12 protein-coding genes are annotated in these 13,611 nt (G+C 71.9%); 2 read left to right on the top strand and 10 right to left on the bottom strand.

From position 1 onward, the window contains the following. Positions 1-5: 5 nt before the first annotated feature. The 4 genes from BLV39_RS06130 to eno form a co-directional block, all read right to left on the bottom strand. Complete coding sequence (locus tag BLV39_RS06130; protein WP_090788247.1) at positions 6-509, bottom strand: amino-acid N-acetyltransferase; 504 nt, start codon at positions 507-509, stop codon at positions 6-8. After that, positions 509-1,027: a DUF501 domain-containing protein gene (locus BLV39_RS06125; protein WP_090788244.1), complete on the bottom strand. Its 519-nt coding sequence runs from the start codon at positions 1,025-1,027 to the stop codon at positions 509-511. The genes BLV39_RS06130 and BLV39_RS06125 overlap by 1 nt, the downstream gene beginning before the upstream one ends. Then, positions 1,024-1,623 carry an FtsB family cell division protein gene (locus BLV39_RS06120; protein WP_373315361.1) on the bottom strand — a complete coding sequence of 200 codons (600 nt, stop codon included), beginning with the start codon at positions 1,621-1,623 and terminating at the stop codon, positions 1,024-1,026. The genes BLV39_RS06125 and BLV39_RS06120 overlap by 4 nt, the downstream gene beginning before the upstream one ends. An 85-nt stretch (positions 1,624-1,708) precedes the next feature. Further along, positions 1,709-2,995 carry a phosphopyruvate hydratase gene (gene eno / locus BLV39_RS06115; protein WP_090788240.1) on the bottom strand — a complete coding sequence of 429 codons (1,287 nt, stop codon included), beginning with the start codon at positions 2,993-2,995 and terminating at the stop codon, positions 1,709-1,711. 92 nt (positions 2,996-3,087) lie between these two features. Here eno and nudC point away from each other — a divergent pair, with 92 nt between their 5' ends. Further along, positions 3,088-3,891 carry an NAD(+) diphosphatase gene (nudC, locus tag BLV39_RS06110; protein WP_090788238.1) on the top strand — a complete coding sequence of 268 codons (804 nt, stop codon included), beginning with the start codon at positions 3,088-3,090 and terminating at the stop codon, positions 3,889-3,891. Here nudC and BLV39_RS06105 read toward each other — a convergent pair. The 3 genes from BLV39_RS06105 to pdxR are packed head-to-tail and all read right to left on the bottom strand — an operon-like array spanning position 3,837 to position 7,303. Further along, entirely contained in the window at positions 3,837-4,292 is a 456-nt protein-coding gene (locus BLV39_RS06105) for an ASCH domain-containing protein (protein WP_239083733.1), read from the bottom strand. The two genes, nudC and BLV39_RS06105, sit on opposite strands and share 55 nt — an antisense overlap. Continuing rightward, positions 4,289-5,911 (bottom strand): DUF885 domain-containing protein, encoded by a 1,623-nt coding sequence (locus tag BLV39_RS06100; RefSeq protein ID WP_090788236.1) that lies wholly within the window; start codon positions 5,909-5,911, stop codon positions 4,289-4,291. The genes BLV39_RS06105 and BLV39_RS06100 overlap by 4 nt, the downstream gene beginning before the upstream one ends. Before the next feature lie 18 nt (positions 5,912-5,929). After that, positions 5,930-7,303: a MocR-like pyridoxine biosynthesis transcription factor PdxR gene (gene pdxR, locus BLV39_RS06095; protein WP_090788233.1), complete on the bottom strand. Its 1,374-nt coding sequence runs from the start codon at positions 7,301-7,303 to the stop codon at positions 5,930-5,932. A 67-nt stretch (positions 7,304-7,370) separates the two neighbouring features. Here pdxR and BLV39_RS06090 point away from each other — a divergent pair, with 67 nt between their 5' ends. Continuing rightward, the gene (locus tag BLV39_RS06090; protein WP_090788231.1) at positions 7,371-8,303 is read left to right on the top strand and encodes a DMT family transporter; all 933 of its coding nucleotides are present in this window, start codon (positions 7,371-7,373) and stop codon (positions 8,301-8,303) included. Here BLV39_RS06090 and BLV39_RS06085 read toward each other — a convergent pair. From BLV39_RS06085 to mfd, 3 genes are read right to left on the bottom strand one after another with little or no spacing between them, the layout of a single operon-like run. Further along, positions 8,267-9,208 carry a nucleoside triphosphate pyrophosphohydrolase gene (locus BLV39_RS06085; protein WP_090788229.1) on the bottom strand — a complete coding sequence of 314 codons (942 nt, stop codon included), beginning with the start codon at positions 9,206-9,208 and terminating at the stop codon, positions 8,267-8,269. The genes BLV39_RS06090 and BLV39_RS06085 overlap by 37 nt on opposite strands. 4 nt (positions 9,209-9,212) lie before the next feature. After that, entirely contained in the window at positions 9,213-9,947 is a 735-nt protein-coding gene (locus BLV39_RS06080; protein WP_090788227.1) for a Ros/MucR family transcriptional regulator, read from the bottom strand. A 38-nt stretch (positions 9,948-9,985) separates the two neighbouring features. Continuing rightward, a complete protein-coding gene (gene mfd, locus BLV39_RS06075) occupies positions 9,986-13,564 on the bottom strand; it encodes a transcription-repair coupling factor (RefSeq protein WP_090788225.1) in 3,579 nt (1,192 codons plus the stop codon). Between the last annotated feature and the right edge of the window lie 47 nt (positions 13,565-13,611).

Genomic DNA, 13,611 nt, shown 5'->3' with positions numbered 1-13,611 from the left:
CGACACTACGAGAGGTGCAGCAGCATCCGGGTGTTGCCCAGGGTGTTGGGTTTGACGCGTTCGAGGTCCAGGAACTCCGCGACACCTTCGTCGTACGAGCGCAGGAGCTGCTCGAACACCGCCTGCGGCACCGGGGCTCCGTCGATCTCCCGGAAGCCGAACCGGCCGAAGAAGTCGGTCTCGAAAGTGAGCACGAACACGCGGCGTACGCCGACATCGCGCGCCGCGGCGAGCAGTGCGGTCACCAGCTCGTGGCCGATCTTGCGCCCCTGGCGGGCCTTGTCGACCGCGACCGTGCGGATCTCGGCCAGGTCTTCCCACATCACGTGCAGCGCGCCGCAGCCGACGACGGTGTCGCCGTCGACCGCGACCCAGAACTCCAGCACGTCTTCGTACAGCGTGACAGTGGCCTTGCTGAGCAGCCGGCCGCCGGGGCTGAACGCGTCGATCAACCCACGGATCGCCCGCACGTCGCTGGTGCGGGCCCGCCGGACGACGATGTCGGCCATCAGTCGGCCACCTCGACGCAGGGACCGCCCTCCCACCACGGGCCGATCTGCTCCAGGGCCTCGTCGCCGAACGGGTTGACGCCCGGGCCGACGGCGAGCGCGTGCCCGACGAGCACGTGCAGGCACTTGACCCGGCCCGGCATGCCGCCGGCCGAGATGCCGTCGATCTCCTCGACGTGCGCGACCGCCTCGCGCCGCGCCAGATAGTCCTCGTGGGCGGCCCGGTAGCGGGAGGCGAGCTCCGGGTCCTCGGCGAGCCGGGCGGCCATCTCCTTCATCAGCCCCGCCGACTCCAGCCGGCTGCACGCGGCGGTCATGCGCGGGCAGGTGAGGTAGAACAGCGTCGGGAACGGCGTGCCGTCGGCGAGCCGCGGCGTTGTCTCGACGACGGAGGGCAGGCTGCACGGGCAGCGGTGCGCGACCGCGCGGATCGCCCTCGGCGGGCGGCCGAGCTGGGCGGCGACCGCGGCGCGGTCGCGTTCGGTGGCCTCTTCGCGCACCGGTGGCGGGGGGATCATCCTGCACTCTCCGCGTTGGCTGCTTCGACACTGGACCACAGCGTCCCGTACCAGGGATCGGGCTCGGGCGGCGTGGCTCCCGGCGGGGGCAACCCCGCGTCGCGAGCGGCGCCGTCCGGGTCCGAGAGCAGGATCAGCAGCTCTTCGCCGGGGAGGACCATGAAGAAGCGGCTCCTCGCCTGGGTCTTGATGTAGTTCGGGTCTTTCCAGAGCGCTGCCTCGTCCTGCAGCCGCTTGATGGTGTCGCGTTGGGCGGCCTGCGCCGACTCCATCTCCGCGATGTCCGACTGCTGGTTGAGATAGACCCGGATCGGGTAGGTGTACGCCAACGCCAGCGCGATCAACACCGCCACAAGCACGGTGGCCCGGCCCGTCAGCCGGCGCGGCTGTGGTGCCGCGGTGCGGCGTGCGGTGCCGGCGGTGGCGCCCGGTGCGGCCCGGCGAGCGGCGGCCGGCCGGTTGGGCGAGCGTGGTGTGCCGGCCGAGCGCGCGGCCACGACGGTCTCGCGATTGGACCTAGCGGTGCTGGCCCGCCCGGTGGCGGAACCGCGGCCGGCGCCGGTTGGGCGACGGGAGGGTCCCTGCCCGCTGGGCATGCGGCGCTGCGTCACTTCCCGACACCCCCTCCCCCGAGGTCCCGGCGTGCCGGGGCCTCAGCGGAGGCCCCGGACACACGCGGGGTCAGCTAGCCGAACGGTACCTCGGGAACGCCCCGGCACCCGCGTAGCGCGCCGCGTCCGCGAGTTCCTCTTCGATCCGGAGCAACTGGTTGTACTTGGCGACCCGGTCGGAGCGCGCCGGCGCGCCGGTCTTGATCTGGCCGGAGCCGACCGCGACGGCCAGGTCGGCGATCGTGGTGTCCTCGGTCTCGCCCGAACGGTGGCTCATCATCGTCGAGAAACCGGCGCGGTGCGCCAGGTCGACCGCGTCGAACGTCTCGGTCAGCGAGCCGATCTGGTTGACCTTCACGAGCACCGCGTTGGCCGAGCGCTCGGCGATGCCGCGGGCGATCCGCTGCGGGTTGGTGACGAACAGGTCGTCGCCGACGATCTGCACCCGGTCGCCGACCTGCGCGGTGAACGAGGTCCAGCCGGCCCAGTCGTCCTCGGCCAGCGGGTCCTCGATCGACACGATCGGGTAGTCCGCGACGAGCTTCTCGTAGTAGGCGCTCATCTCGTCGGCGCTGCGCTTCTCGCCCTCGAACGTGTAGACGCCGTCGGCGAAGAACTCCGTCGCGGCCACGTCGAGCGCGAGCACGATGTCGGTGCCCAACCGGTAGCCGGCCTTCTCGACCGCCTCGGCGATCAGGTCCAGCGCGGCGGCGTTGGTCGGCAGGTTCGGCGCGAAGCCGCCCTCGTCGCCCAGGCCGGTCGACAGGCCCTTGGCCTTCAGCACGGTCTTGAGCGCGTGGTAGACCTCGGCGCCCGAGCGGACCGCCTCGCGGAAGGTCGGCGCGCCGATCGGCGCGATCATGAACTCCTGCACGTCGACGTTCGAGTCCGCGTGCGCGCCGCCGTTGAGGATGTTCATCATCGGCACCGGCAGCAGGTGCGCGTTCGGGCCGCCCAGGTAGCGGAACAGGCTGAGCTCCGAGGCGCCGGCGGCGGCCTTGGCGACGGCGAGCGAGACGCCCAGGATGGCGTTCGCGCCGAGCTGCGACTTGTCCGGGGTGCCGTCGATGTCGAGCATCTTCTGGTCGATCAGGCGCTGCTCGCTGGCCTCGAAGCCGATGAGCTGGTCGACGATCCGGTCCTCGATGTTGGCGACGGCCTTCTCGACGCCCTTGCCGTTGTAACGGCTCTTGTCACCGTCGCGCAGCTCGATTGCCTCGAACGCCCCGGTCGACGCACCCGACGGCACCGCGGCCCGCGCGATCGTGCCGTCGTCGAGCCCGACCTCGACCTCGACGGTGGGGTTGCCGCGCGAGTCCAGGATCTCCCGGGCGACGATTCCCTCAATGGTGGCCACTGTTCCGACTCCTACCGTGTGTTGATGGTCGTGGTCTCGCGGCCGCGACGCTGCGTCCCCGTAGGAGCGTATCGGGCGCTACCCTCGGGTCCGTGAGCCGGTTCGTGCCCGACGCCGTTTCCGCGGCGCCGCCCAGCCCAGCTGACCACTGCGTGCTCGTCGCCGGTCGCCGGCTGTTGACCCCGTTCCCGCGCCGCGCCGACCTCGCCGAACTCCCTGATGACGTGGCCTGGGTGCCGCTCGGCGCGCTCGACGGGGTCCGGGTCTGGGCGGCCGGCCTGCCCGAGCGGATCGACACCCTGGGCCGCTGGCGGGGCTGGCCCTCGGTCGCGGCGTCGCTCGGCGAGCCGCTGGCCGCGCTGGCCGGCCGAGCGTTACAGATCGTCACCTGGCGGCACAGTCACCGGTTCTGCGGCGCCTGCGCGACGGAGCTGGTCGACGTGCCGGGCGAGCACGCGCGCCGCTGCCCCGGTTGCGACCTGTACGTCCCGATGCAACTCTCCCCCGCCGTGTTGACCGCGATCCGCCGTGGTGACGAGATCCTGCTGGTCAAGCACACGTACGGGCCGACCGAGCTGTGGGCGCTGGTCGCCGGCTTCGTCGAGGCGGGCGAGTCGCTGGAGGAGACGGTGCACCGCGAGGTCGGCGAGGAGGTCGGCCTGACCGTCTCCAACCTGCGCTACTTCGGCAGCCAGCCGTGGGCGATGTCCGGGCCGGGCGTGGTGCTGACCGGCTTCCTGGCCACCGCTGCACCGGGCGCCGAGCCGGTCGTCGACGGCAAGGAACTGGCGGAGGCCCGCTGGTTCCCGTTGAACGACCTGCCGGACGCGCTGCCGCCGACCTACTCGATCTCCCGCTGGCTGATCGACGCGGCCGTGGCCGAGTCGGCCCGATAGACCAACCGGAACCGTTGGGCGATGATCGGCGTGTCGTCGTCGACGGTGAAGCCCGGGTCGCCGAGCTCCGCGCGCAGCTCCGGGCTGTGCCAGAACTCCTCGTGCCCGGCCCGCCAGTCGGCCACCGACCGATAGCCCTCGCCCTCGTCGATGGCGTGCTGGAGGTCGACGTCGCCGATGCGGACCTCGCGTACCTCGGTCAGCTGAATCGCGGCGACCTTTCTGCCGGCGGAGTCGACCACCGCCGAGGTCCGGCCCACCACGGGCAACGGCTCGTCGCCGTAGCCGGCGAGCAGCGCCGACGTGCTGGTCTTCTGTCCGGAAAGGATCGCGCCGACCAGCTTGTCGCGCAGCGGGCCGGGAAAAGCGAACTCGGCCAGCGGCAGGTCGTCGAGGTTCACAGGCGAGGCTCCAGACCGAGCAGCAGGGGCAGGTGGCGCGGCGGCGGAGAGCCGTGCGCGATCATCGCGTCGTGCCAGGCGCGGGTCGAGGTGCCGGCCGGGCGGCGCAGGGCGGTGTCCAGGATCTCCTGGTAGCCGACGAAGTACGTGGAGAGCTGCGTCGAGGTGAGCAGCGCGCGCCGCCACTTGCCGGCCGCCTCGCCCTCCTCCTGGAAACCGGGGCCGGTCATCAGCGCCATCGCCTCGTCCTCGGTCATGCCGTCGCAGTGCACGGCCTGGTCGAGGATCGCGTTGATGGTCATCCGGAGCTGCATCTTGAGCTGCTGGAGGCGGATCGGCAGGCCGCCGAAGCGCAGGCCGGTCATCAGCTCCTCGGCGTAGACGGCCCAGCCCTCCGCGAACGAGCCGGACACGCCCAGCTTGCGCACCCGGGTGGTGCCCTGGAACCGGCGTGAGTGGGCGAGCTGGAGGTAGTGCCCCGGCATCGCCTCGTGCACGGTCAAGTTGCGGATCATGTGGTTGTTGTATTCGCGGTAGAACGACTCCACGCGCTCCGGCGACCAGTCGGCCGGCGTCGGCGAGATGCAGTAGAACGTCGGCAGCTCGGCGGTCTCGAGCTGGCCGGGCGAGTCGCAGTAGGCGACCGCGACGCCGCGGGCGAACTCCGGCATCTCCTGGATCACGCACGGGTCGTCGACGAGCGTGACCAGGTCATGCTCGCGTACGAAGTCGGTGGTCTCGACCATCGTCGCCTTGGCCAGCTCGACGATCGTGTCGTTGTCGGGGTGCTCCGCACCGAGCCGGCCGAGCGCCTCCCGCACGGTCTCGTCGGTGGCGGGGCCACCGGTCAGCTCGGCGGCGGCGCGGCGCAGGTCCCCGCCGACCCGCTCCAGGTTCTCCCGCGCCCGCTCGAGCACCTGGCCGGCGCTGAGCTCGGTGTCCAGGGTGTGCCAGAGCCGCGCCTCCCAGAGCCGACGGCCCAGCCGGGGGTCGCGCTCGGCGGTCGGAAGCCGCTCCCGCAGCCAGCCGGCGAACTCGTCGAGGGCGGCGACCGCGGCGTCCGCGGCCGGCTGCACGCTCGACCGCATCGGCGGCGCCTGCTCCAACATCGCCGGCACCTCGTCGCGCACCAACGCCGCCGTGCCCGCGAACTGCCCGATCGCGGTCTCGACGTGGATCCGCGGCAGGTCGGTGAGCACGGCGCGCGCGGTGGCCAGGGCGTCCGGCACCGCTTCCAGCCGCTGGGTCAGGCTTTCCAGTCGTACGTCAACCGGTGCGAACGGACGCGCGATCAGCTCGTGGATCAGGTCGCCCGGGTTGTGCACGAGCGGGTTCCACTCGTGTTCACGAACCTCGGACAACTCGAACATGCCGCGCTCGACCCGGGCGGTCAGGATCGCGTGGTCAACCTGCTCCTGAGCGTCGAGCGCGTCGCCGTCGACCTCGGCCAGCGCGCCGCTGGCGTCGCGCAACATCGCGAACCGCGCCTGGACCGCGTCGGCCGACAGGTTGGGCAGTTCGCCGTCGAGGCGGTGGTCGCCGGCCGAAGCGGCGAGGTGCGGGTCACTGTCGAGAAGCGCGTCGACGATCCGCTCTGCGAGGGGCACGAACTCGGGCATGCCGTCCAACCTAGACGATCAGATCAGCTCGCTCAGCCGGTAAACGCTCGCGGCGATCCGGTCCGGCGGCTGGCTGGCGTAGCCGATGACCAGACCCGGCGGGCCGCCCGGTGCGAGCCGGGTCGCGCTCAGTGGCACCGGGCCGAGGCCCGCGGCGTGTGCCTTCGCGGCCAGCGCGGCGTCGTCCGTGCCCGGCGGCAGCTCGACGACCAGGTGCAGGCCCGCGGCGACGCCGTGCACCCGGCACTGCGGCAGGTAGGCGGCGAGCGCTGCGACGAGGGCGTCCCGGCGCCGGCGGTAGGCCCGCCGGCCGTGTCTCAGGTGGCGGTCGTACGCGCCGGTCGCGAGCAGGTCCGCGAAGGCGAGCTGCTCCAGCGCCGGTCCACCGTGGTCGGCCGCGTCCTTGGCGGCGTGCACCGCACGTCGGCGGTCCCGCGGCGGGCAGAGCCAGCCGAGCCGCAGCGCCGGCGCCAGTGCCTTGCTGGCCGAGCCGAGGTGCGCGACCACGTCCGGCGCGAGCCCTTGCAGGCAGCCGACCGGGTCGCGGTCGTAGCGGAACTCGGCGTCGTAGTCGTCCTCGACGATGAGTCCACCCGTCTCCCGGGCCCACGCGATCAACTCCGCGCGCCGGTGCGGGGCCAGCACGACCCCGGTCGGGTACTGGTGCGCCGGCGTGACCATGACGGCCTGGACGTCGCTGGCCCGCAACGCCGCCACGTCGAGGCCGTCTTCGTCGACCGCGATCGGCACCAGCCGCAGCCCGTGCGCCGTCATGTGGGCCCGGATGCTCGGGCTGCCGGGTTCCTCGACGCCGAACCGGACCGCGCCGGCCTGGCGCAGGTGGTGCGCGACCAACGCGAAGGCCTGCGCGGCGCCGGTGGTGACGACCACGTCGTCGGCGGTGACCCGGGCGGCGCGGACCCGGCCCAGGTAGTCGGCCAACGTCTGCCGGACCCGGGGCGCACCGATGGCGTCGGTGTAGCCGAGGTCGGCCGCGGTCGCGGTGGCCAGCACCCGCTCGTAGGCACGGCGCCAGGCCGCTCGCGGGAAAGCGGCCAGGTCAGGGGTGCCCGGGCGCAGGTCAATCGGCAGGCTTTGCTCTGCACCCATATACGCAACACCCCCGACAGCGGGTGGTGCGTAGATGGGTGCAGAGCAAGCGACAGTCGTTTTCGAGCCCTGCTGCGAGATCAGCCGGCCCTCGGCGACCAACTGCTCGTAAGCCGTGACCACCACACCTCGGGACACTCTCAGGTCCGCGGCGAACTGGCGGCTGGACGGCAGCCGCGCACCGGGCGCCAGCCGGCCGTCGGCGATCGCGGCCCGCAGTGCGGCCGTGAGCTGCTCGCCGAGTCCCGGCCGCGAGTGGTCGAGCTGGACCAGCGCCTCCATGTGGTCTCCCCAAACACGCAGCAAGTGGACCTGTTGACCGGACCATTGTGCTCTTAGCGTCGAGGGCGTGACCATCTCCAAAGGCACCGCTGTGGCCCTCTGCGTGCTCGGCATGACGCTGGTCGGCAGCTCGGTGGCGGTGAGCGAGCTTCTGCTCGACTATCCGACCCTGACCGCTCAGGCCATCCGCTACACCGCCGCCGCGGCCGTGCTCTTCCTGATCGCCCACCGTTTCCCGCGTCTCGGTGGCGCGCGGCCCGGAGTCCGCCCGACCGGCCGCGAGCTCGGCATCCTGCTCGTGGTCGCGGCGACCGGCATGGCCGGCTTCAACGCGTGCATCATGCTCGCGTTGAAGCACGACACCGAGCCGGCCGTGGTCGGCACCGTCATCGGCGCCGCGCCGCTCGGATTGGCGTTGCTCGGCCCGCTGGTCGCCGGGCGGCGGGGCCGGCCCAGCGGTCGTCTCGTCGCGGCCGCCGTGGTCGTGGTCGCCGGCACCGCTCTCGTCGAGGGCACCGGCCAGGCCAGCCGGATCGGCCTGCTCGCCGCCGCCGGCGCGCTCGTCGGCGAGATCCTGTTCTCGCTGCTCGCCGCGGTGGTCCTGCCCCGCCTCGGCGCGGTCCGGGTGGCCGCGTACAGCTGCGCCCTGGCCGTGCCCCTGCTGTTCGGCGGTGCCCTGGCGGCCGGCGAAACCACCGCCTGGCGGCTCCCCACACCGACCGAGGCCGGCGCGCTGGTCTACCTGGCGTTGCTGATGACGGTCGCGGCGTTCGTCGTCTGGTTCATCGGCCTGGAGCGCCTAGGCGTCGAACAGGCCGGCATCCTGGTCGGTCTGATGCCGGTCGCCACCCTCGCCACCGCCGCCGTGATGGCGACCACCCTGCCCGGTGTGGGGCCGGCGCTCGGCGTGCTGACCGTCGCCGCCGGGCTGGCGTTCGGGCTGACCCGACCGCGCGCCAAGGATCAGGAGCGCTCGGCCGCCCTGACGGCGTCGGCGTAACGCAGGGCCGCCGCGCGAAGCTCGGCCTCCGGGTCCTCGCCCGCGGCCCGGGCGGCGGCGACCAGCCGGAGCAGGCGGGCGCCGAGGTCGTCGCCCTCGGGGAGCGGCACGCTGATGCCTGCCCGCTCCGCCCGTTGCAGGAACTTGGCGGCCAGTGCCAGCGCGGGCTGGGCCAGCGCGACCCCGTCCAGGACCGAGTCCCGGGACTTCTCGGCCTTCTTGATCTGCTCCCAGTTGTCGATGATCTCGTCGACCGAGCCGACCTCGGTGCCCGCGAAGACGTGCGGGTTGCGCCGGATCATCTTGTCCACCAGGCCGGCGGCGACGTCGTCGACCGTCCACCGGCGTCCCTCGGGGAGCTCCTCGGCCAGTCGGGCGTGCAGCACCACCTGGAGCAGCACGTCGCCGAGCTCCTCGCGCAGGCCGGTGAGGTCTTCGGCCTCGATCGCGTCGTAGGCCTCGTACGCCTCTTCCAGCAGGAACTGGGCCAGCGACCGGTGGGTTTGCGCCCGCTTCCACGGGTCGCCGCCGGGCGAGTAGAGGCGGTCCATCACGGCGACCGCGTCGAGCAGCCGGGCGCCGGCCGGGTCCCACGAACCGTAGGTCACCTCGAGCTCGGCCAGACCGGGTTGCCGGGCCAGGCGTACGCCCAGCTCACGGGCCAGATCCGGGTCGCCGGTCGGCCCGGCCAGCCAGACGATGTCGGTGTCCCGTGCCCGTTCCAGCAGGGTGTCGACCGTGGGAGGCACGATCGTCACGGTGCCGCCGGCCTCGCGCACCGCCGACGTCAACGGGCTCTCGGCGGCGGCCAGCACGGGCTGCGCGCGGACGGCGTCCCAGGCGGCGGCGGTCAACAGCCCGGCGGGCAGCCGCGGCGAGGTGACCAGCAGAAGGATCCGGGGCACGTACTTACGCGCGGTCGTTGACCGTGTCGCTGCCGACCAGGTACGGCAGGTCGTAGAAGATCGCACCGCCCTGCGAGGAGACCACCATCGGGGCGGCCAGCGGCAGGTAGCGCGGGTTGACCGTGGTGTCGTTGGCCGAAGCCGCCTTCTCCAGCAGACCGGTGAGCTGGTACGCGGCCGAGACGAACTCGCCGCCGCCGAAGGCCTGCTTGATCTGCGCCAGGTCGAAGCCCGCCTCGATCGCGCTGACCTTGACCAGTGCCTGGTAGACGCCCTGGAGCTGCTCGTCGGTCACGGCCGGCACGCTGGTGCCCATCTTGGCGAAGATGCCCTGCGAGAGGTTGACCCACTCGGTGTAGTCCACCGCGTACTGGCTCGTCGCCGGGACGCCGAGCTCGCCGGCGACCTGGTCGGCGGTGACCGCGTTGACCGGCTGCACGCCCTGCTCGGACGCGACCTGACGGCCCAGGCCGAGCGTGACCTCCAGGTCGACGACCTGCTGGCGGCTGACCGCCGGGCCGGGCACCTTGGTCGGCTCGGCGGCCGGCTGCTCTTCCGCTGCCGGCGTCGCCGAAGCGCCCGCTCCCGCACCGTTGAAGATCTGCGTCACCTGGTCTTCGGTGACCTTCCGGTCGCCGACGTAGGCAGCGACGGAGGGCTCGGAACGGCAGGCCGCCAGGCCACCCAGACCGAGGGCGGCGACGACCACGATCGACGCGATGCGGCGGGCACGAAGCATGGTCGACACTCTCTCACGAGTCCGTACCCGCCGCGTTTTCACCCCAGGACGTCCTTGACCAACTGCTCGCACCATTGCAGCAGGGCTTGGTCGCGCAGCGGCTCCCCGCCGATCCGGCGGGTGGTCGGGCGCGGGACGCTGACCTGGTCGGTCGCCGACTTGTAGACCGCGTCCGGGTGGTAGCGCTTGAGCCGCAACTGCCGCGAGTCGGGCAACGGCATCGGCGAGAACCGCAGGTGGCGACCCTGCACCGAGACGTCGGTGATCCCCTGCGCACGCATCACCAGGCGGAACCGGGCGATCGCCACCAGGTTCTGGACCGGCTCCGGCGGCTCGCCGTAGCGGTCGGTCAGCTCGGCGACGATCTCGTCGAGCTTCTCGGTGGTGCGGGCCTCGGCCAGCTTGCGGTACATCTCCAGGCGCAGCCGCTCGACCGCGATGTAGTCGTGCGGCAGGTTGGCGTCGACCGGCAGATCGATCTTGAAGTCGAAGTCCTCCTCGGGCTTCTCACCCTTGAACGCCGACACGGCCTCGCCGACCATCCGCACGTAGAGGTCGAACCCGACGCCCTCGATGTGCCCGGACTGCTCGCCACCGAGCAGGTTGCCGGCGCCGCGGATCTCCAGGTCCTTCATCGCCACGTACATGCCGGCGCCGAGCTCCGTGTGCTGGGCGATGGTGGCCAGCCGCTCGTGCGCGTGCTCGGTCAGCGGCTTGTCCGGCGGGTAGAGGAAGTAGGCGTACGCCCGCTCCCGGCCCCGGCCGACCCGGCCGCGGATCTGGTGCAACTGGGCCAGGCCGAGCAGGTCGGCCCGCTCCACGATCAGCGTGTTGGCGTTCGGGATGTCGATGCCGGACTCGACGATCGTGGTGCAGACCAGGACGTCGTATTCCTTCTCCCAGAAGCCGACCATGACCTTTTCCAGGGCGTCCTCGCCCATCTGGCCGTGCGCCACCGCGATCCGCGCCTCGGGCACCAGCTCACGCAGCCGGCGCGCCGCCCGGTCGATCGACTCGACCCGGTTGTGCAGGTAGAAGACCTGCCCGTCACGGAGCAGCTCACGGTGGATGGTCGCGGCGACCTGGCGGTCGTCCTGCGCGCCGACGAAGGTCAGCACCGGGTGCCGCTCCTCGGGCGGGGTGGCGATCGTCGACATCTCGCGGATGCCGGTGATGGCCATTTCGAGGGTACGAGGGATCGGCGTCGCCGACATCGTCAGCACGTCGACCGAGGTGCGCAGCGACTTGAGCCGCTCCTTGTGCTCGACACCGAAGCGCTGCTCCTCGTCGACCACGATCATGCCGAGGTTCTTGAAGCGGGTGGCCGACTGGATCAACCGGTGCGTGCCGATCACGATGTCGGCCGTGCCGGACGCCGCCATGTCGAGCGTCTCCTCGGCCTCCTTGGGCGTCTGGAACCGCGAGAGCTGCCGGATCTGGACGGGGAACTGGTTCATCCGCTCGGAGAACGTGTTGTAGTGCTGCTGCGCCAGCAGGGTCGTGGGCACGAGCACCGCGACCTGCTTGCCGTCCTGCACGGCCTTGAACGCCGCGCGTACCGCGATCTCGGTCTTGCCGTAACCCACGTCGCCACAGATCAGCCGGTCCATCGGGATCGCCTGCTCCATGTCGCGCTTGACCTCGTCGATCGCCGAGAGCTGGTCGGGCGTCTCGGTCCACGGGAACGCGTCTTCCAGCTCCCGCTGCCACGGCGTGTCCGGGCCGAACGAGTGCCCCTTCGACGCCTTGCGGGCCGCGTACAACTGGATCAGTTGGGCTGCGATCTCACGGACGGCCTTGCGGGCCCGGGTCTTGGCCTTCTGCCACTCGGACCCGCCCATCTTGTGCAGCGCCGGGGTCTCCCCGCCGACATAGCGCGACAACTGGTCGAGCTGGTCGGTCGGCACGTAGAGCCGGTCGCCGGGCTGGCCGCGCTTGGAAGCCGCGTATTCAATGACCAGGTATTCCCGGCTCGCGCCGTTGACCACGCGCTGCACGAGCTCGACGTATTTGCCGATGCCGTGCTGCTCGTGCACGACGAAGTCGCCGTTGCGCAACTCCAGCGGGTCGATCGTGTTGCGCCGCCGGCTGGGCATCTTGCGCATGTCGCGGGTGGTCGCGCCGCGCCCGCCGGTCACGTCGTTGCCGGTCAGCACGACCAGCTTGGACGCCTCGTCGACGAACCCGTGGTTGAGCCCGCCGCAGGTGACCAGCACCTCTCCCTTTGCCGGTGGCGTGTCGATGCCCTCGGTCAGGACCGCGCCCAGACCGGCGTCGCGCAGCACCTCGACGGCCCGCTGAGCCGGCCCGTGCCCCTCGAAGACCAGCGCGACCGCCCAGCCGGCGGCCCGCCACTCCTCGACGTCCTTGATCACCCGCGCGGTCTCACCGTGGTAGAGCGTGGTCGGCTGGGCGGACAGCGCGATCGCGTCACCGGCGTCGGGCGTGACGGTCACCGCCTCGACCGGGTCCTCCCACGGCTGCGGCCCCGCCTCGACGGCGCTCTCCACGAGGCCGAACGGAGAAACCGACCACCACGGCTGGCGCAACTCGGCGGCGGCGTGCCGCACCTCGGCCAACGTCTTGAACGCCGCGGCACCGAGGTCGATCGGCGCCTGACCACCGACGGCGGCCGCGGCCCAGGAGGCCTGGAGGAACTCGTCACTGGTGCGCACGAGGTCGTGCGCCCTGGTGCGGATCCGCTCGGGGTCGCAGAGCAGCACGTGGGTGTCCCTGGGCATGCAGTGCACCAGAAGCTCGAGCTCGTCGACCCCGACCAGCGCCGGCGCCAACGACTCCATGCCCTCGACCGGGATGCCCTCGGCCAGCTTGTCGAGGATCTCGAGCAGCTCCGGGTGCTTCTCGCTGAGGGCTCGCGCTTTCCTCTTGACCGCGTCGGTGAGCAGCAACTCGCGACACGGCGGGGCGAACATCGTCTCGACCTTGTCGATGGTCCGCTGGTCAGCGACGGCGAAGGTGCGGATCTCCTCGACCTGGTCGCCCCAGAACTCGACGCGGGAGGGGTGCTCGTCGGTGGGCGGGAAGACGTCGAGAATCCCACCGCGTACGGCGAACTCGCCGCGCTTGGTGACGAGGTCGACCCGGGCGTACGCCATGTCGTTGAGCCGGTGCGCGACCTCGTCGAGATCGGCGTCCGCTCCGGCGTTCAGGGCGACCGGCTCGAGGTCGCCGAGCCGCTTGAGCTGAGGCTGAAGCATGCTCCGCACCGGGGCCACGACGACCTTGACCGGGTTGCCCTCGGGGTGGGCCAACCTGCGCAGGACCGCGAGCCGACGCCCGACGGTGTCGGAACGGGGCGAGAGCCGCTCGTGGGGCAGCGTCTCCCAGGCGGGATAGCTGACGATCTGGTCCTCGGGAAGCAAACTGCCCAGCGCGGCGGCCAGGTCGTCGGCCTCGCGACTGGTGGCGGTGACAGCGAGCACGGGTCGATCGGCGCCGTCGGTGGCGGCCGCGACAGCGGCGACCACGAACGGGCGCAGGGCGGCGGGCGCGGTGAGATCGAGCCCGTCAGCGTCGGGGAAACCGGCCCGGGCAAGGTCGCGCGCACGGGCCAACCCCGCGTCACCCAGGGCCGCGGCCAGCAGACCTTGAAGCATGGATGATCCTTTCGGGCACGCAGGACGGCCCCCCGACCGGCAAGGAC

This window comes from Asanoa ishikariensis (genome assembly GCF_900107455.1).
GTDB classification, from domain to species: domain Bacteria; phylum Actinomycetota; class Actinomycetes; order Mycobacteriales; family Micromonosporaceae; genus Asanoa; species Asanoa ishikariensis.
This window is presented reverse-complemented; position numbering and strand designations above follow the sequence as displayed.

Coding starts and splice junctions, on each gene's coding strand:
- BLV39_RS06120 (WP_373315361.1), bottom strand. CDS start 1,623: ATGCCCAGCGGGCAGGGACCCTCCCGTCGCCCAACCGGCGCCGGCCGC.
- BLV39_RS06100 (WP_090788236.1), bottom strand. CDS start 5,911: ATGCCCGAGTTCGTGCCCCTCGCAGAGCGGATCGTCGACGCGCTTCTC.
- pdxR (WP_090788233.1), bottom strand. CDS start 7,303: ATGGAGGCGCTGGTCCAGCTCGACCACTCGCGGCCGGGACTCGGCGAG.
- BLV39_RS06080 (WP_090788227.1), bottom strand. CDS start 9,947: ATGCTTCGTGCCCGCCGCATCGCGTCGATCGTGGTCGTCGCCGCCCTC.
- BLV39_RS06125 (WP_090788244.1), bottom strand. CDS start 1,027: ATGATCCCCCCGCCACCGGTGCGCGAAGAGGCCACCGAACGCGACCGC.
- mfd (WP_090788225.1), bottom strand. CDS start 13,564: ATGCTTCAAGGTCTGCTGGCCGCGGCCCTGGGTGACGCGGGGTTGGCC.
- BLV39_RS06130 (WP_090788247.1), bottom strand. CDS start 509: ATGGCCGACATCGTCGTCCGGCGGGCCCGCACCAGCGACGTGCGGGCG.